Annotated in this window: 15 protein-coding genes; 7 read left to right on the top strand and 8 right to left on the bottom strand. The window is 73.2% G+C overall.

The genetic code is table 11. The features are described 5' to 3' along the window. Positions 1 to 13 precede the first annotated feature (13 nt). The gene (locus tag WN71_RS05425) at positions 14 to 1066 is read left to right on the top strand and encodes an acyltransferase family protein (RefSeq protein ID WP_046590479.1); all 1053 of its coding nucleotides are present in this window, start codon (positions 14 to 16) and stop codon (positions 1064 to 1066) included. Positions 1067 to 1086: 20 nt separating this feature from the next. On the opposite strand, the gene qcrB is transcribed toward WN71_RS05425, so the two are convergent. Together qcrB and WN71_RS05415 are read right to left on the bottom strand one after the other, a co-directional pair. Next, positions 1087 to 2628, bottom strand: coding sequence for a cytochrome bc1 complex cytochrome b subunit (gene qcrB, locus WN71_RS05420; protein ID WP_046590442.1), 1542 nt, complete (start codon positions 2626 to 2628; stop codon positions 1087 to 1089). 99 nt (positions 2629 to 2727) lie between these two features. Further along, a complete protein-coding gene (locus WN71_RS05415; RefSeq protein WP_046590441.1) occupies positions 2728 to 3234 on the bottom strand; it encodes a methylated-DNA--[protein]-cysteine S-methyltransferase in 507 nt (168 codons plus the stop codon). A 184-nt stretch (positions 3235 to 3418) separates the two neighbouring features. Between WN71_RS05415 and WN71_RS05410 the strand changes: the two genes are divergently transcribed. The 3 genes from WN71_RS05410 to WN71_RS05400 all read left to right on the top strand — a co-directional run bounded on the left by WN71_RS05410 (position 3419) and on the right by WN71_RS05400 (position 6303). Beyond that, complete coding sequence (locus WN71_RS05410; protein WP_046590440.1) at positions 3419 to 3664, top strand: hypothetical protein; 246 nt, start codon at positions 3419 to 3421, stop codon at positions 3662 to 3664. A gap of 4 nt (positions 3665 to 3668) precedes the next feature. After that, complete coding sequence (locus WN71_RS05405) at positions 3669 to 4046, top strand: toxin Doc (protein ID WP_071369803.1); 378 nt, start codon at positions 3669 to 3671, stop codon at positions 4044 to 4046. 562 nt (positions 4047 to 4608) lie between these two features. Further along, positions 4609 to 6303, top strand: coding sequence for an RICIN domain-containing protein (locus WN71_RS05400; protein WP_046590438.1), 1695 nt, complete (start codon positions 4609 to 4611; stop codon positions 6301 to 6303). Between the two features lie 225 nt (positions 6304 to 6528). Here WN71_RS05400 and WN71_RS05395 read toward each other — a convergent pair whose 3' ends face one another. Together WN71_RS05395 and WN71_RS05390 are read right to left on the bottom strand one after the other, a co-directional pair. Further along, complete coding sequence (locus WN71_RS05395) at positions 6529 to 7698, bottom strand: lactate 2-monooxygenase (protein ID WP_046590437.1); 1170 nt, start codon at positions 7696 to 7698, stop codon at positions 6529 to 6531. A gap of 130 nt (positions 7699 to 7828) precedes the next feature. Beyond that, positions 7829 to 8431 carry a hypothetical protein gene (locus WN71_RS05390; RefSeq protein ID WP_046590436.1) on the bottom strand — a complete coding sequence of 201 codons (603 nt, stop codon included), beginning with the start codon at positions 8429 to 8431 and terminating at the stop codon, positions 7829 to 7831. 324 nt (positions 8432 to 8755) lie between these two features. Here WN71_RS05390 and WN71_RS05385 point away from each other — a divergent pair, with 324 nt between their 5' ends. Beyond that, positions 8756 to 9190, top strand: a complete 435-nt coding sequence (locus WN71_RS05385; RefSeq protein ID WP_046590435.1) for a protease inhibitor — start codon at positions 8756 to 8758, stop codon at positions 9188 to 9190. A gap of 132 nt (positions 9191 to 9322) precedes the next feature. Here WN71_RS05385 and WN71_RS05380 read toward each other — a convergent pair whose 3' ends face one another. The 3 genes from WN71_RS05380 to WN71_RS05370 form a co-directional block, all read right to left on the bottom strand. Beyond that, positions 9323 to 9739: an STAS domain-containing protein gene (locus WN71_RS05380; RefSeq protein ID WP_046587271.1), complete on the bottom strand. Its 417-nt coding sequence runs from the start codon at positions 9737 to 9739 to the stop codon at positions 9323 to 9325. 160 nt (positions 9740 to 9899) lie between these two features. Next, positions 9900 to 10916, bottom strand: coding sequence for a Ppx/GppA family phosphatase (locus WN71_RS05375; protein ID WP_046587273.1), 1017 nt, complete (start codon positions 10914 to 10916; stop codon positions 9900 to 9902). 198 nt (positions 10917 to 11114) lie between these two features. After that, entirely contained in the window at positions 11115 to 12617 is a 1503-nt protein-coding gene (locus tag WN71_RS05370) for an MFS transporter (protein ID WP_046587275.1), read from the bottom strand. A 237-nt stretch (positions 12618 to 12854) separates the two neighbouring features. On the opposite strand from WN71_RS05370, the gene WN71_RS05365 reads away from it, so the two are divergent. Both WN71_RS05365 and WN71_RS05360 read left to right on the top strand, forming a co-directional pair. Beyond that, complete coding sequence (locus tag WN71_RS05365) at positions 12855 to 13241, top strand: ArsR/SmtB family transcription factor (protein WP_046587412.1); 387 nt, start codon at positions 12855 to 12857, stop codon at positions 13239 to 13241. Then, entirely contained in the window at positions 13238 to 13765 is a 528-nt protein-coding gene (locus WN71_RS05360) for an SRPBCC family protein (protein WP_046587277.1), read from the top strand. Before WN71_RS05365 ends, WN71_RS05360 begins: the two co-directional genes overlap by 4 nt. Positions 13766 to 13870: 105 nt before the next feature. Here WN71_RS05360 and WN71_RS05355 read toward each other — a convergent pair whose 3' ends face one another. Then, the gene (locus WN71_RS05355) at positions 13871 to 16651 is read right to left on the bottom strand and encodes an NHLP bacteriocin export ABC transporter permease/ATPase subunit (RefSeq protein ID WP_046587414.1); all 2781 of its coding nucleotides are present in this window, start codon (positions 16649 to 16651) and stop codon (positions 13871 to 13873) included. Positions 16652 to 16696 lie beyond the last annotated feature (45 nt).

Genomic DNA, 16696 nt, shown 5'->3' with positions numbered 1-16696 from the left:
TACCGACACGGGCATCCGCACCCCACCGGCCGGTACCCGGGACAGGCCTCCCGGGCAGCGCGACGCCTTCTTCGACAACGCCAAGTACCTGGCGATCGTGCTCGTGGCCGTGGGCCACGCCTGGGAGCCGCTGCTCGCCGGGAACCGCGCGCTCACGGGGCTCTACCTGCTCGTCTACGCCTTCCACATGCCGGCGTTCATCCTCATCAGCGGCTACTTCTCGCGCGGCTTCGACGCGGCCCCGCGCCGGGTCAGGCGCCTGGTCACCGGCGTCGTCGTGCCGTACGTCGTCTTCGAGGTGGCGTACACCTTCTACACCCGGTGGACCGACCAGGCCTGGGACCGTCCCGTCAGCCTGATGGAGCCGCTGTACCTGACGTGGTTCCTGGCCGCGCTCTTCGTGTGGCGGCTGACCACACCGCTGTGGCGCGGGCTGCGCCACCCGGTGCCGGTGGCGCTGCTCGTGGCGATGCTGGCCACCCTGTCGCCGTCCATCGGCAAGGACCTCGACTTCCAGCGCGTCCTGCAGTTCCTGCCGTACTTCGTGCTCGGCCTGTGCCTCGAACCCGAGCACTTCCGCAGGGTGCGCACCCGCCGGATGCGGATCGTCGCGGTACCGGTGTTCGCGGCCGCCCTGGCCGCCGCCTACCTGCTGGTCGGCGTGGTGAGGACGTCCTGGCTCTACCACCGCGACAGCGCCCCGGCGCTCGGCGAGCCCGCCTGGTACGGCCCGCTGACGACCCTCGCCCTCTTCGCCGTCTCCCTGCTGCTCGTCGCCTGCTTCCTGGCCTGGGTCCCCGCGCGCCGTACCTGGTTCACGGTCCTCGGGGCGGGCACGCTCTACGGCTATCTGCTGCACGGGTTCGTCGCGCAGGGGGCGAAGTTCTGGGGCTGGTACGACCCCGCGTGGGTGCACGGTGCCGTGGGCGCGCTCACGGTCACCGCGGTCGCCGCGGCCGTGGTCACGGTCCTGTGCACCCCGCCGGTGCGACGGGTCCTCCGCTTCGCGGTGGAACCGGAGTTGAGCTGGGTGTTCCGCAAGGAGCCCGACAGTACGCGGAGTTGACCCCGGCCCGGTCCTCCGGTTCAGTCCGGTTCGGCCAGTTCCTTCGGGCGCTCGTGTTCCACGGGGCGGCCGGGCCGCAGGTGGGCGGTGAGGGTGTGCAGGCGGGCCTGGTCGAGCGGCTCGTGCACGGCGACGTACCCGCCGTCGGGCAGGCGCTTGATCACGCCCGTCTCGCGTCCGTGCTCGACGAGTTCACGGTCGCGGGCCTGAAGTCCCAGGCAGATACGGCGGGTCACGACGAAGACGGCCGCCGGGACCGCGAACACCCCGACGCGCACGGCCCAGGTGACCGCGTTGACCGACAGGTGCAGCCGCGTCGCCACGATGTCGTTGCCGCCGCCCGCCAGCAGGACGAGGTACACGCTGATCCAGGCCGTGCCGATCGCCGTGCGGACCGGGCGGTTGCGCGGCCGGTCCAGGATGTGGTGCTCGGCGCGGTCCCTGGTCAGCCAGGTCTCCAGGAAGGGGTGGATGCCCAAGTACAGGAGCAGCAAGGGGAAGACGACGACCGGGATCAGCACGCCGAGGACGAGGGTGTGCCCCCACAGGTGGATCTCCCAGCCCGGCATGACCCGGACCAGCCCCTCGGCGAATCCGAGGTACCAGTCGGGCTGGGCGCCCGTGGAGACCTGGTCGGGGCGGAACGGGCCGTAGACCCACACCGGGTTGATGCTCGCCACCGCCGCGATCAGCGTCAGTACGCCGAACACCAGGAAGAAGAAGCCGCCCGCCTTCGCCAGATAGACCGGCATGAACGGGGCGCCCACGACGTTGCGTTCGGTGCGGCCGGGGCCCGCGAACTGGGTGTGCTTGTGGTAGACGACGAGGAGGAGGTGCACCAGGACGAGCGCCGCCATGACCCCCGGCATGACCAGTACGTGCAGCGAGTAGAAGCGCGCCACGATGTCGTGGCCGGGGAACTCGCCGCCCATCAGGAACATCGACAGGTACGTGCCCACGACCGGCACCGACAGCAGGGCACCGTTGACGAACCGCAGCCCGGTCCCGGAGAGCAGGTCGTCCGGCAGCGAGTAGCCGAACAGCCCCTCGAACAGGCCGAGGAGGAGCAGCAACCAGCCCAGGAACCAGTTGACTTCGCGCGGCTTGCGGAACGAGCCGGTGAAGAAGTGCCGCATCATGTGCGTGAACATCCCGGCCACGAAGATCAGCGCCGCCCAGTGGTGCAGCTGCCGGATCAGCAGCCCGCCGCGCACGTCGAAGCTGATGTGGAGGGTCGAGGCGTACGCCTCCGACATGCGGATGCCGTTCAGCGGCACGTAACTGCCGTGGTAGGTCACCTCGTTCATCGACGGGTGGAAGAAGAGGGTGAGGTACACGCCGGTCAGGACCAGCACGACGAAGCTGTACAGGCAGATCTCGCCCAGCAGGAAGGACCAGTGGTCCGGGAACACCTTGCGCAGATAGCGCCTGCCGAGCGTGTGGATGCCGAGCCGCCCGTCGAGCCAGTCCGCGACGCGCTCGCCCTTCGAGGACGCGGGGACGGCAGGGGCGCGGGTCGCCGCCGCCGACGGTTCGGCGGCGGGTACGGGGTCTGTGGACATGAAGAGGCCTCCCGGTGACGCACTCACCACTGCGACGGACGGGGGCGGCCCGGATGTGACACCCGCGGGCACTCTGTGAGCCAGGCCACACGGCCGGGTTCAGAGCAGGGTGGGCTGGAGGGCGCCCTCCAGGGTGAGCAGGCGCACCTTGCGGTCCACGCCGGCCGCGTAGCCGCGCATCGAGCCGTCGGCACCGATCACCCGATGGCAAGGGCGCACCAGCAGCAGCGGGTTGGCTCCGAGGGCCGCGCCGACGGCCCGCACCTGCCCGCACGGCACGTCCAGCCGCCGCGCCAGTGCGCCGTACGTCGTCGTGGTGCCGTACGGGATGTCGTCGAGGGCCGCCCACACCCGCTGCTGGAACTCCGATCCCGGTGCGGCGAGGGGCAGTTCGAAGCGGGTGCGGTCACCGGCGAGGTACCCGCGGAGCTGCTCCACGGCCGCCGCGAAGGCGCCGTCGGCGCGCCGGGCGGGCGGGGGAGCCGCCGGCGGCGCGGGGAAGGAGACCGACGTGAGCACCGTGCCGCCGGGCCGTTCCTCGCCGGTGAGGAGCAGCTCGCCGAGGGGGCTGGAGAGGGTGGTGTACAGGGGTGTCGGGGTGGTCATGATCCGGCCTTTCGTGGTGTCGCGGCGACTGTCGTACCGCCGAGTCTGCTGCCCCGCGCGCCGGGTTTCCGGCGGGATTCGGACATGGCGCCGTCCGTCGGCCGAGGACGTCGGCGGTACCGTCGCGCACCGGCCTTCACCTGCAATGATTTACGGTCGAGTACCCGCGCGGTACCGTTGTCCCATGCCAGCCCTCAACGTGGAGTTCAGCGCCCGCGAACTGGAGGATCTCCGGCAGATCGCCAAGGAGCGCGGTACGTCGATGAAGGCGCTCGTGCGCGAGGCGGCCGCGGCGGACATCGCCCGCCACCGTGCGCTGCAGGAGGGCGCGGAGGCGTTCCGCCGCTTCTTCGCCGGGCACGCCGACGAGTTCGCGGAGGCGTTCCCCGACGACGAGACCCCGGCCGAGGGCGCACGGCGGACCGCCTGAGCCGATGTCCTCCGCCCTGTACATCGACGTGCCCTGGCTGCTGGAGCGCCGCGACGAGGTGCTGCCCGGCCGGCCCGCCGTCGACGACTTCTCCGCGCTGGCCGCGGCCGTGACACGGCACCGGGTCGATCCGCCCATGCTCGGCGTCGACTCCGACCCGGCCTGGCGGGCCGCCGCGCTGCTGCACACCCTCGCCCTGCTCAAGCCGCTGCCCGCGGCCAACGCCCGCTTCGCGTGCGCGACGGCGGTGGCCTACATGTCGGTGAGCGGTGCCGCCGTCGACCCGCCGGTCGGCGCGCTCGTCGGGCTCGTCCGGGACCTGCTGTCCGGCGCGGCGGACGTCGGCGACGCGGCGGAGCGGCTGCGGTCCTGGCGGATCTGAGCCGGGCCGATCCGAGTTGGGGCGGTCTGCGCCGCGCTGATCCGGACCTTGGCGGGGCGGTCTGCGCCGAGTTGCTCATGGCCTTGTCGGGACGGGGCGGTCCGCACCGACTCGATCCGGGCCCGTGGCGGGGTTGGCGGGGTCTGCCCTCGGGCCGCCGGTCCGGGGCGGATGATCCGGGCCGGCGGCCCCGCGCGCGCGGGAGAGCCGCCGTCCCGCGCGGTGCCTTCCGAGAAGGGCCGACGCCCACTCGACCACGGTGACGACGGGGACGGGACCGTGCGCGGGGCACCGGCGCGTGCGCCCGGTTCACACGGGGCGCGAGGGAATACGAGCGCCCGTGCGAAATTTCGTGCACGGTTTTGGTTTTGACGTTTTTTCAGTGAGGCGGGTGGTGCCTCAAGTGCCTTGTTGTGCGCAAGTGAGGTGTGCAAGGGTGAAACACCCGCGCGGGGGACCGGCCGGGGCGCATGGATTCCTGGTGATTCGGTCTCCCGGCGGTCGCGCTGAATTTCGCTCCCCCGCGCGCGCCACCATTGGTACGCACCAAAAGGAATCCTCAGTGCCCACCCCCCACCCCCCTTCCGCTTCCGCGCCCGGCGGGCCGCCCGGAGAGCCGGACGAGTCGCTCGCCGCGCGGCTGAGAGGCAGTCCGGACGGCGAAGTCGCCGCCGTCACCGCCTTGTTGATCGCGCGTCACTGGTCACCCGCCCACACCTACGCCGTACTCTGTCTCGGCTCCTCGGCGGGCGTCGCCGAGATGGTCACCGCGGCCGCCTTCCATCAGGTCCTGGACCGGCTGACGCTGGGCGAACCGGGCGTCGCGCTCCGGCCACGCCTGCTGCTGACCGTCCGGGACACGGTCCGGCTCTGGGCCGCCGAGCACCGCATATCCGGCACTCTGCCGGAGCTGAACCAGCCGGGAGGCGCCCGCGCCCTGGCTTCCTCCCCGGTCGAACCGCCCGAGCACCGTGCGCTGGCCGCCCGGTCCTTCCAGGAACTGGCCCCGTACTTCCAGTGCCTGCTGTGGCACACGGAGGTCGAAGCCGAACCCCTCGCCGTGCCGGCCGCTCTTCTCGGTATGGACGCGGAATTCGCGACCGCCGGCCTCGAACAGGCCGCGGAGAAATTCCGGGAAGGCTGTGTGCGCGCACATCGGGAACTCGCCCCGACCGACGAGTGCCGTCACTACAACCGTCTCCTCGACATCTCGCTCAGCCGCGGTGGAGCCTTGCTGCCGGACATCCGGAAACATCTCGCGGAGTGCCGGTACTGCCGAAATGCCGCCGAACAGCTGAGCCATTTCGAGGGCGGACTCGGCGTACTGCTCGCGGAGGCGGTGCTGGGCTGGGAGGCGGCCCGGTATCTCGACTCCCGGCCCGGACGGGCCCAGCCCGGGAACCGGCCGCGCGCCGCCGCCCGGCGCGGGCGCGGCGGGTCGCGCGACGGCGGACGGCGTGGCCCGGGCGGCGGTGCCGGTGGCGGTGGCGGTGGCGCCGGGGCCGGGACGGGCGGTGGGCGAGGGCACGGACGACACCACCGTGAGGGGCTGCTGTCCCGGCTGCCCGTGCCCGGCCGCGTCGGTGACCTGTTCCGGTCGTCGCGCGCGCTGCTGACCGGCGTGGGGCTCGCCTCGGCCGGGCTGCTCGTCGTCGGTGTGGTGGTCGCCGACCGGTCGGGCGGTGGGGGTACCGGTGCCCCGGTCTCCTCCACCGGCTCCCTCGGCGGCCGGAACGCCTCCTCCACGGCGTCCGCCACCGCCGGCTCGCCGCCCGCCACCGCGCATCTCTCCACCGCCGGTGTGACCCGGCTGCGCAACACGGGTACCGGGCTGTGCCTCGCCGTCCGCGGTACGCCCACGGCGGGCGCGGCGGCCGAGCTGGCGGTCTGCTCCGGGGCGCGGAGCCAGCAGTGGTCGTACGGTGCCGACGGGCTGCTGCGCAGCGCGGACGGCTCCGGCCTGTGCCTGGACTCGCACGCCGACGCGGGGGTGGTCATCGTCAACACCTGCGCGGCGCGGGGGTCCGGGCGCGGTGACGACGTGCGCTACGACTTCACTCCGCAGGGGGAGTTGCTGGCGCGCTGGGACGGGCAGCTGGCCCTGACGTCCACGACGGGGGTGGCGGGCGGTGACGTCGTGGTCAAGGTACGGGACGGCTCCGCCGGGCAGCGGTGGCTCTCCGACCCGGTGCCGGGCGTGCCGGGATCCCTGTCTCTCGCAGGCACCGGCGCCCCACCGAACGACCGGGGGTTCTGACCGCCCCCGGCCCCTGACGGGGCACATTTCGTCCGCGGGCCGGTGGGGGCCGGTCGCGCAGTTCCCCGCGCCCCTTGGTGGGTGGTCCCGGAGGCGCTTTTCAGGGGCGCGGGGAACTGCGCGACCAGCCACGACGTGCCCGCAGGTCAGGGGCGCGGGGAACTGCGCGAGCGGCCGCGACGCAGCCGCGCGGGGACACGACCCCGGCCGCCCGGTGGCTGCCGGTTACGACGGGTGTTCCGTCAGGTCGGCCGGACCCACCGTGGCCGGACCCGCGTGGCCCGACAGGGCGAGCGTCAGGTCCAGTTCCGCGAGCAGGCAGCGGATCACGTGCTCGACGCCCGACTGCCCGTCGAGCCCGAGACCGTAGACGTACGGCCGGCCGAGGAGCACCGCCTGCGCGCCGAGCGCGAGCGCTTTGAAGACGTCGTCGCCGGTGCGGATCCCGCTGTCGAACAGGACGGTCAGCCGGTCGCCCACCGCCTCCGCCACCCGCGGCAACGCGTCGGCCGCCGCGACCGACCCGGCGACCTGCCGTCCGCCGTGGTTGGAGACGACGACCCCGTCCATGCCCGCGTCCGCCGCCAGTCGTGCGTCGTCCGGGTGCAGGATCCCCTTGAGGACGATCGGACCGTCCCAGTTCTCCCGCAGGAACGCGAGATCCGGCCAGGTCTTGCCGGGGTCGGCGAACATGCCGACGAAGTGCATCACGGCCGCGTTCGGGTCCTCGTGCACCGGCTTGGCGAGGCCCGCCCGGAACGCCGGGTCGGAGAAGTAGTTCGCGGTGCCCACCCCGTGCAGGAAGGGCAGATATGCCTGGTCGAGGTCGCGCGGCCGCCAGGCCAGCAGCGGGGTGTCCAGGGTGACGACCAGCACGCTGAACCCGGACGCCTTCGCCCGGGTGAGGAAGCTGCGGGTCACCTCGCGGTCCTTGGCCCAGTACAGCTGGAACCACCGCTCGGCGTCCCCCATCGCCTCCGCGACCTGCTCCATCGGCGTGCTGGACGCCGACGACAGGATGTACGGCACGCCCTGCGCCGCGGCGGCGCGCGCGGCCGCGGTCTCGGCGTCCGGATGCATGATCGACAGCACCCCCACGGGCGCCAGCGCGAGCGGCGCGGGCAGCGCGCGGCCGAGCACCTCCACCGCCAGGTCCCGCTCGTGGACGTCCCGCAGCATCCGCGGAACGATCCGGCGGCGCTCCAGCGCGGCCCGGTTGGCGCGCGCGGTGCTGCCGTCGCCCGCGCTGCCGGCCACGTACCCGACCGGGCCCGGCCCGAGCCGCTGTTCGGTCAGCTCCTCGAGCCGTGTCAGGTCGGTGGGCAGCCGGGGCACCGCGCCGGTCATTCCGTTCAGGTAGATCTCGTACTGGAAATCCGCCCAGTGCTTGGCCATCGGTCCGTCCCGTCTCTCGTCGCCGATCCCACGCCGTGCCCGACCATACTGGCTGGTAGGTCAGGGGGCGCTCACCGGGCCCGGCGGGCGGATCGGGGGCGTGCGGCCGGCGGCCGCGGTGCCGACCGGGTCAGATCGCGCCGCCGTCGGCCGAGTCCTCGGGCGTGTCCCCGGCCGCGTCCTCGTGTGCGTCCTCGGTCGCGTCCCCGGCCGGGGCGTCCGGCCCCTGCGCCCGCACCCGCTGCACGTGTTCCAGCGACTCGCGCAGTTCGGTGAGCCAGTCGTCGGTGTGGCGCTGGACCAGGCGCACGCACCAGGCGAGCGCGTCGCTGCGGCTGCGGGCGACGCCGGCCGCGATGAGCGTGTCGAGCACCTGGCGCTCGGGCTGCCGCAGCCGGGTCATGACGGGCGCCGCCACATGTGTGAACAGCACCCGCTCCCCGGCGCACTCGACGCCCCAGGACACCTTGTGCCGGAACCGGTGCTCGGCCTCCCGCGCCACCTCCATCCGGCTCTCCCGGGTGCGTTCGCGGAACTCCTGCACCCTGCCCTCCACCGCCGCCTCCCGCTCGGCGGCCGACGCTCCCTCGGCCGGCCGGGGCGCGGCGATGCGGCCGATCACGGTGATCTCCTCGCGGTCGACGACGACGTCGACCAGCTCTTCGAACAGATCCTCCGGTACGCGGCCGGTGAACCAGCCGCGCAGCCTCTCTCGCTGCTCTGAAGTAATCATGTAATGACGATTACTCCGCTGCTCCATGAACACAAGGGGTCGCGAACGAGTGCGCCGAGAGCGGAAGCGGAATGTTTCAGGACTATTAACGAACGCATGGGATCCGGCCACATGGCCTTTTTCCGCGATCAAGGGCCAAGGGGTTACCGGGTTGTTGCGTTCGATTTCCGTGACTTCACGCCACTGATTGAACACAAAAGGTTACCGAAACCTGTGGGTTGGATGTGAGTTTCGGCGCCGGACTCGGCAGACTCGCGCTCGCCGCCGTGGCACCCACCGGATCGCCGCGGCACCCCGATGAACTCAAGCGGAAGGATGCACACAATGCGGAACACCGCGCGCTGGGCAGCGACCCTGGCCCTCACGGCCACCGCCGTCTGCGGGCCCCTGACCGGAGCCGCGCTCGCCGCCCCGGCCGCCGCGCCGGCCTCGCTCTACGCCCCCTCGTCCCTGGTGATGACCGTGGGCCACGGCGAGAGCTCCGCTCTCGCGACACCGGAACGCGCGGTGACCCTCGACTGCGCGACCAGGCCCTCGGGCACCCACCCGGCGGCCGCCGACGCCTGCGCCGAACTGCGAGGCGTGAACGGTGACTTCGACGCGCTGAAGGCCAGAGACGACGTCCGCTGCACGAAGCTGTTCGACCCCGTCGTCATCACGGTGCAGGGCGTGTGGCAGGGGCAGCGCGTCGCCTATGAGCGCACCTTCAGCAACGCGTGCGTGAAGGACTCCTACGGGACCAGCGTGTACGCGTTCTAGGACCGGGATCGCACGGTTCCCGTGCACGCCGGAAGAGGCCCACAGATGGGGAGTGTTGGCCCTGTCGCGGGGCACCAGCGATCTCGCGCCGGGAACCGGCGGGCGGAGTGGGGCCATCCGCCGGTTCCCGGATCACCGCCGCTCCCCGGGAATGTCGGGGAGCGGCGGAAATCGTTGCAGCAGTCCCGCCGCCCGCAGCAGGCGGCGGACGCGCGGCCCGTCGCCGACCACCCGCAGCCGGCCGGACCGCTGCCGGGCCCGGGACTCGGCCCGGCACAGGACGCGCAGACCCGAGCAGTCCAGGAACGTGACGCCGCGCAGATCGACCAGCACGTCCGGCTCCCGCGCGGCGGTCGCCGCGTCCAGGTGCTCGGCCAGCCGCTGGGCGGACTCCAGGTCGATCTCCCCGGTGGCCTCGACCACCGTGAAGGGCCCGCGCCGCCAGGTGCGGGCATACGTGTTCGCGGCGGGCGCCGTGTCGAGGACGGGGGCCTGGGGGTCCGGCCCCGCGGCCGTCTCGAAGGCGCGGTCGTCGGTATCCGGAGTCATGTCCGCTCCACCTGGGGCAGGGGCGCATTCGATCCGGGTAGCTACCCGGGAGGCCGGGCCGCCACCCCTCCGAGGGCCCCGACACGAAGCGGTTCACTCGACCAAGTGAATTTCCGTGATTTCGGTTGACTGTGTGGCGAGGGGGTGGCGAGGGCCTCGGTCACGGTGTCGGGGGCGCGGCGGCCGCGAGTCTCAGCGGCACGGGCTCCGGCGCGGAAGGTCCCAGGTCGGCCCCGGTATTGCGGGTCCACCAGGACGGGCCGTCCTCGATGTGGCGCAGCAGGATTCCCTCGCGGATCGCCCAGGGGCAGATGATCACCGTCTCCAGGCCGGTGAGCTTCATGGCCGCGTGCCCGGCCACGGCCCCGGCCAGGCTCTGTCCGGAGCGCGGTGCGGAGATGCCGGGCAGCCGGGAGCGCTCCGCGGCGGGCAGCGCGGCCAGCCGGTCGATCGCCGCGCGTAGATCGCGGCGGCTGAGGCTGCGCTGCACGAACGGGCCGTGCCGTCCGGGGGAGGCCCCGCACAGCCGCCCCAGCTGCTGGAAGGTGCGCGAGGTCGCCACGGCGGTGCGCGGCCCCTCCCAGCGGATCCGGGCGGCGGCGTCCCGCAGCTGGTGGCGCACCTGGCGCCGCACCACGCGGATCTGTTCGGGGGTGGGCGGGTCCTCGCCGCCGAAGTGCTCGCGGGTCAGCCGTCCCGCGCCGAGCGGGAGCGAGGCGACGAAGTCGGGCAGCCGGCCGCGGCCGAACGCGACCTCCAGCGAGCCGCCGCCGATGTCCAGCAGGGCCAGCGGCCCCGCCTGCCAGCCCGCCCAGCGGCGGGCCGCGAGAAACGTCAGCTCGGCCTCGACCTCTCCGGGCATGGTGACCAGGTCGACGCCGGAGCGCTCGCGCACCACACGCAGCACCTCCGCGCGGTTGGGCGCCGAGCGTACGACCGTGGTGGCGAAGGCGAGCGGGGGCGTCGCGCCCCAGTCGCGCGCGGTGCGGTCCGCCTCGGCGACGGCCCGCGCGAGCCGTCGTACGGCCTCGTCCGGGAGCGTCCCGCCGGGCTCCACCTGTTCGGACAACCTCAGGCGCCACTTGGCCGTGTGGACCGGCAGGGGCACCCCGCCCTGCGCGTCCGCCACCACCAGCCTGACCGTGTTCGACCCGACGTCCAGCACACTGATCCGCATCCCCCGCGAGTACCCCATCGTTGGATGTTATGCGCACAGCGTGACGGACGTAAGGCGGCTCGCGCCGCCGCGGTCGGACCGGCCGGGAGCGGACAGCGGTGAGGGGCCGCCGTCTCCCTGTGGGCGGCGGCCCCTCGGGCCCGTGGTGCGCCTCGGCCGTCCCGTCGAGGCGACCCGGGCGGACTGCGCTGCGCGCGGCTACATGTGGACGACCGGCGCGGCGTCGACGTCCTGCTGCGGCACGCCGCGGCGGTAGAGGAAGAACGCGATCAGCGTGCCCACGGCGAAGAGGCCGGCCGACCACCAGAAGGCGGTGGTGTAGCTCTCGATCGTGGCCTGCGCCTGCACCAGCTTGCTGGTCGGGTCGTGGCTGGTGAGGTAGTCGGTGGCGGCGCTCGCGGCCAGGGTGTTCAGCAGCGCCGTGCCGATCGAACCGCCCACCTGCTGCATGGCGTTGACGGTCGCCGAGGCGACGCCCGCGTCCTCGGCGGCCACTCCGCCGGTCGCGAGTTGCATGGCCGGCGGCATGACCAGGCCGAGGCCCACGCCGATGACGATCAGCTGCGGCAGCACCGCGCTCAGGTAGTGGGAGTCGAGGCCGATCCCGGTCAGCCAGGCCATGCCGACGGTGGCGATGGCGAAGCCCAGCGGGATGACCGTCTTGGGGCCGAGGCGGGGCACCAGCGCCGTGGTGCCGAGCTGGGCGGCGACCATCAGCGCGGCGACCATCGGAAGGAAGGCGACGCCGGTCTTGGTGGGGCTGAAGCCGAGGTTCAACTGGAGGTAGTAGGTGAGGAAGAGGAACACGCCGAACATGCCCGCGCCGGTGATCAGCACGGTGATGAACGAGGCGCCCCGGTTGCGGTCGAGCAGGATGCGCATCGGCAGCAGCGGGTGTGCGGCCCGGGTCTGCCACCAGGTGAAGGCTGCCAGGAGCAGTCCGCCGGCGATCAGGAAGCCCCAGGTCAGCGGGGAACCCCAGTCGTGGGACTCGGCGTTGGAGAAGCCGTAGACGAGGGAGAAGAGACCGGCGGCGACCAGAACGGTGCCGGGGACGTCCAGCTTGGAACCGGCCGCGTCGCGGTGGTTGCTGAGCAGCAGCCAGCCGCCCGCGAAGGCGACGACCGCGATGGCGACGTTCACGTACAGGGTCCAGCGCCAGTCCAGCGCGTCGGTCAGCACACCGCCGAGCAGCAGGCCGACGGCGCCGCCCGCGCCCGCGATGGCGCCGTAGACGCTGAACGCCTTGGCGCGTTCCTTCAGGTCGGTGAAGGTCGTGTTCAGCAGGGACAGCGCGGCGGGCGCGAGGAGCGCTCCGAAGACGCCCTGGAGGGCGCGCGCGGTGACGAGCATCCCGAAGCCGGTGGCGGCGCCGCCGAGCGCGGAGGCCACGGCGAAGCCGACGACGCCGACGAGGAAGGCCGTCTTGCGGCCGAAGAGGTCGGCGATGCGGCCGCCGAGGAGCAGCAGCGAGGCGAAGGAGAGGGCGTAGGCGGTGACGATCCACTGCCGGCTGCCGTCGGAGAAGCCGAGGTCCGCCTGGGCGGAGGGCAGGGCGATGTTCACGATGGTGGCGTCGAGCACCACCATCAGCTGTGCCACGGCGACGACGCCGAGGATCCACCAGCGCTTGGCCGACGCTTCGTGAGGTGCCGTGGCCGCGCCCGGGGGCGTGCCGTCGGCGAGGGTCTTCTGGGCCATGGAAAAACACTCCAGGGAGAGTCGTGCGGAGAGACGGCTGAGCTGCGGACGGCCTGGTCCGGGCCGTCACAGTTATTAAACGAAACCGTTTCGTACGCATCGAGGTTAGTACGGCCTCATCGAAACGGCAAAGTTTCGTTAGGCGTGTCTCCGGTCACACAGCCGGTTCCCTCTCTGCGTGCAGCGGGTCTTTACATTCCTTGACGGGAATATTCTCTGTGAGGCATATTGGAGACCGTGTCCGATGCCTCGCTCTGGAGCGCTCTCGCCGATCCCCACCGGCGGGCCATCGTCGCCCTGCTCAAGGAGCGGCCCCGGCCCGTCGGCGAGATAGCGGAGGCCTGCGGCCTGAGCCAGCCCAGCGCCTCCAAGCACCTCAAGGTGTTGCGCGAGGCCGGCCTGGTGCGCGTACGGCAGGACGCCCAGCGCCGGGTGCACGCACTCGACCCGGCCCCCATGGCACGGCTCGACGCCTGGCTCGCCCCCTACCGGGCGCTGTGGAACAGCAGCCTGGACGCCCTGGGCGCACGCCTGGACGAGACCGCCCGCCCCGATCTCGACCCCGCACCGGCCGAGACCGCCCCACCCGACCACCACCCCGCACCGGAGGACCGAGCCCCATGAGCGCCGACCTCACCGGCACGTATCTCACCCTCGACGACGGCCGTGGCGCCGTGCGCTTCAGCCGCGTCTACGACCACCCCGTCGACCGGGTGTGGACCTTCGTGACCGACCCCGACGAACTCGTCCACTGGTTCCCCTCCCGGGCCGAGTTCGAGCTGCGTCCCGGCGGCACCGTCCGCTTCAGCGGCGACCCCCACATGCCCGACACCACCAGCCGGGTCCTCGCCGTCGACCCGCCCCGCCACCTGTCCTTCGCGTGGGGCGACGACGAACTCCGCTTCGACCTGGAGGACCTCGGCGGGGGCCGCACCCGCCTCACCCTCACCGACGTGCTCGACACCCGGGACGCCGCGGCCCGCAACGCCGCCGGCTGGGAGGTGTGCCTGACCGGCCTCGACGCGCTCGCCCGCGGCGAGCGCACCGGCGGACCGCACACCGGCTCCGCCGCGCCGTGGAAGGAGTTCTACGACCGCTACACCGAGGCCGGCACCCCCTCGGGTGCGCCCGTGCCCGGCGACGGCTGATCCCCGGCGACGGCTGGTCCCCGCCGACGGCCGGTCCCCGGCGCCGACTGGTCCGCGCCGACGCCCGATCCCTGCCGACAGCCGCCCCCAACGGACCGCCTGCCCCTACGCCAGCTGCCGTCGCACCAGCTCGTGCAGCCGTCCGCCGCCGTCCGCGAGCAGCTCCGCGGGCGACCCCTCCTGCACCACCTTGCCGTCCTCCATCACCAGCACCCGGTCGGCGTCCAGTACCGTCGACAGGCGGTGCGCGATGACCACGCGGGTCGCGTTCAGCTTGCGGGTGCTGTCGATGACGATCCGCTGGGTGTCGTTGTCCAGCGCGCTGGTCGCCTCGTCGAAGAAGAGGATGCGCGGCCGCCGGATCAGCGCCTGCGCGATCATCAGCCGCTGGCGCTGCCCGCCGGAGACCGCGCCGCCGCCCGAGACGATCGTGTGCAGGCCCATCGGCATCCGCCGGATGTCGTCGGCCAGCCCGGCGAGCTCCGCCGCCGCCATCACCTCCTCCGGCGTGTACGGCTCCGCGCCGCGGATCACGTCGAGGAGCGAGCCGGTGTTCGGCTGGGCGTGCTGGAGCACCACCCCGCACTGCCGGCGCACCGCCGCCAGATCCAGCGCGGCCAGATCCTGGCCGTCGTAGAGGACACTGCCCGAGACCGGGCGGTCGAAGCCGATCAGCAGGCGCAGCAGCGTGGACTTGCCGCAGCCGCTCGGGCCGACGATCGCCACGAACTCGCCCGGCCGCACCGCGAACGACACGTCGTCCAGGACCAGCGGGCCGTCGTCGGCGTACCGGAACGACAGCCGCCGCGCCTCCAACGCGCCGGACAGCGGGCCCGGCCGGGTCGCCGCGCCGCGCACCTCCGGCTGCGCCTCCAGCACCGGCCGGATCTCCTCGAACAGCGGCAGCGCGCCCACCAACGACACGAAGGAGCCCGTCAGTTGGGTGACCGCGGTGAGCACCATCGTCACCGACGTGCTGAACGCGAGGAACGCCGCCGCCGACATCGAGCCCCGCGCCGGACCCGCGAGCAGCATGAACATCAGCAGCGTGCACACCGGCAGGTACACCGCGCCCAGCACGGCCGTGAGGTTCTTGATCCGGCCCACCTTCTGCTGGAGCTCGCGGCTGCGCGCGAAGCCGTCCGCCCAGGCGGCGTAGGCGTAGTTCTCGGCGGCCGCCACCCGCAGCTTCGGCAGGCCCCGCAGGGTCTGGAAGGCCTGGTTGTTCAGCTTGTTGCCGAGCACCACCAGCCGTCGCTGCCAGCGCACCTGCCACAGTCCGAGGCCGAGGAACACCGCGCCGATCACGACCAGCACGGCGACCGCCGCCAGCGCCATCGGCACGCTGTACCAGAACAGCAGCCCCACGTTCACCGCGCCCACGGTGACCGACTGCACCACGACCGGGCCGACGCCCGCGAGCAGCCGGCGGATCGCGCTCACGCCCATCGCCGCGCTCGCCAGCTCACCCGTCGAGCGCGAACCGAAGAACGCCGTCGGCAGCCGCAACAGCCTGTCCCACACGGCCGGTTGCAGCGTCGCCTCGATCCGGCCCTCCAGGCGCAGCACGGTGAGGTTCTCCAGCAGCGTGAACGCGGCCGCCACCACGCCGGCGATCAGCACCGCGAGGCAGACCTGCCCGATGAGCCCGGTCTGCGCGCGGGGCACGTACTGGCCGAGCACCTTGCCGGTGGCGATCGGCACCAGCGCGCCGATCGCCACCGTGACGAGTCCGGCGAGGCCGAGCCGCAGCAGATCGCGGCGCGCGCCGCGCAGACTGAAGCGCAGCAGCCCGGCCGGGCCGAGCGGCCGCTCCGGCAGCGGACGCAGGAACATCACCGCGCGCGGTTCGAACTCCTCGGCGCCTGCCCGCTCCACCGGGGTCTCCCGGCCGGTCGCCGGATGCACGGCCGCATAGCCGCCGCGCCGCCACAGCAGCGCCACCGGCGCCCCGGACAGGGCGCGATGCCCCACCAGCGGGCCGATGTCCTCCCGCCACCAGCGGCCGTCCAGCCGCACCGGCCGGGTCCGCACCCGGGAGGCCAGCGCCACCCGCTCCACCGCGTCGAGCCGGTCGCCGTCCGCGCCGCCCTGCGCGGGCTCGGCGAGGGCGATCCCGGACGCCTCCGCGACCAGTCGGCAGGCCGCGAAGACGGCGTCCGCGTCCGCGCCCGTGGCACGCCGGCCGGGCGCGCCGCCGATCGACGCGAGCAGCGTCCGGTCGGCCCGGTCCCGCACCGCCTCGCCCGCCTTGATGCCCGCCGCCGCGCGCGTCTCGTGGGTCCGCTCCAGATGCTCGATCCACCGGTCCAGGGCGGTCAGCAGGCGGTACTGCTGGTCGACCATGCTCTGCCACACGGCCGGGTCCATCAGCAGGTCGGCCGCGGCCTCGGCACCGTACAGCGAGCCGTACTGCACGCCGCCCGGCGGCACCCGCATCCAGAACACGTCGTCGTCGGCGACCCCTGCGGCGCCCCCCTCGCCCGCCGTCGGCGCCTGGAACAGGACGGACAGGCCGCGGCCCACGCCCAGCGCCAGCGCGTGCTCCAGCGGGCTGGACGCGGGCGGCACGAGACGCGCGTTGCCGTACTCGTCGTACGACCACGACGCGGTGCCCGCCGGGCGGTACAGCTCGCGCAGCGCGATGCGGCGCAGCAGGCAGTCCCGCACCGGGCGCGCCACCAGGGTGTGGTGCGGCCCGGCGACCGGTCCGAGCAGCAGCGATCCCGCCTCCAGCCGGCCCAGGTGGTGCCAGTGCCCCTCCTCGGCCGCGTCCACGGCGAACAGGTCGACCGCCCCGGACGCCACCAGCCACAGCACCTGCGGCCCTTCCAGGTCCACCCGGCCCGGGCTGTCGCCGTTCACCGGTGCGCCGAGTCCGCCCATCGCCGCCAGGACGAGGTCGCCCTGCGCGTGTCCGTGCGCCACCTC

This window comes from Streptomyces mangrovisoli (genome assembly GCF_000974985.2).
Lineage (GTDB): Bacteria > Actinomycetota > Actinomycetes > Streptomycetales > Streptomycetaceae > Streptomyces > Streptomyces mangrovisoli.
The sequence above is the reverse complement of the archived record's forward strand: the minus strand, read 5'-3'. Positions and strand labels throughout refer to the sequence as shown.

What these genes read in the sequence shown, in the direction of transcription:
- WN71_RS05355 (WP_046587414.1), bottom strand. Translation starts at nt 16,651, where the DNA reads ATGGGCGGACTCGGCGCACCGGTGAACGGCGACAGCCCGGGCCGGGTG.
- WN71_RS05395 (WP_046590437.1), bottom strand. Translation starts at nt 7,698, where the DNA reads ATGGCCAAGCACTGGGCGGATTTCCAGTACGAGATCTACCTGAACGGA.
- WN71_RS05410 (WP_046590440.1), top strand. Translation starts at nt 3,419, where the DNA reads ATGCCAGCCCTCAACGTGGAGTTCAGCGCCCGCGAACTGGAGGATCTC.
- WN71_RS05390 (WP_046590436.1), bottom strand. Translation starts at nt 8,431, where the DNA reads ATGATTACTTCAGAGCAGCGAGAGAGGCTGCGCGGCTGGTTCACCGGC.
- WN71_RS05375 (WP_046587273.1), bottom strand. Translation starts at nt 10,916, where the DNA reads ATGCGGATCAGTGTGCTGGACGTCGGGTCGAACACGGTCAGGCTGGTG.
- WN71_RS05360 (WP_046587277.1), top strand. Translation starts at nt 13,238, where the DNA reads ATGAGCGCCGACCTCACCGGCACGTATCTCACCCTCGACGACGGCCGT.
- WN71_RS05415 (WP_046590441.1), bottom strand. Translation starts at nt 3,234, where the DNA reads ATGACCACCCCGACACCCCTGTACACCACCCTCTCCAGCCCCCTCGGC.
- qcrB (WP_046590442.1), bottom strand. Translation starts at nt 2,628, where the DNA reads ATGTCCACAGACCCCGTACCCGCCGCCGAACCGTCGGCGGCGGCGACC.
- WN71_RS05370 (WP_046587275.1), bottom strand. Translation starts at nt 12,617, where the DNA reads ATGGCCCAGAAGACCCTCGCCGACGGCACGCCCCCGGGCGCGGCCACG.
- WN71_RS05385 (WP_046590435.1), top strand. Translation starts at nt 8,756, where the DNA reads ATGCGGAACACCGCGCGCTGGGCAGCGACCCTGGCCCTCACGGCCACC.
- WN71_RS05405 (WP_071369803.1), top strand. Translation starts at nt 3,669, where the DNA reads ATGTCCTCCGCCCTGTACATCGACGTGCCCTGGCTGCTGGAGCGCCGC.
- WN71_RS05380 (WP_046587271.1), bottom strand. Translation starts at nt 9,739, where the DNA reads ATGACTCCGGATACCGACGACCGCGCCTTCGAGACGGCCGCGGGGCCG.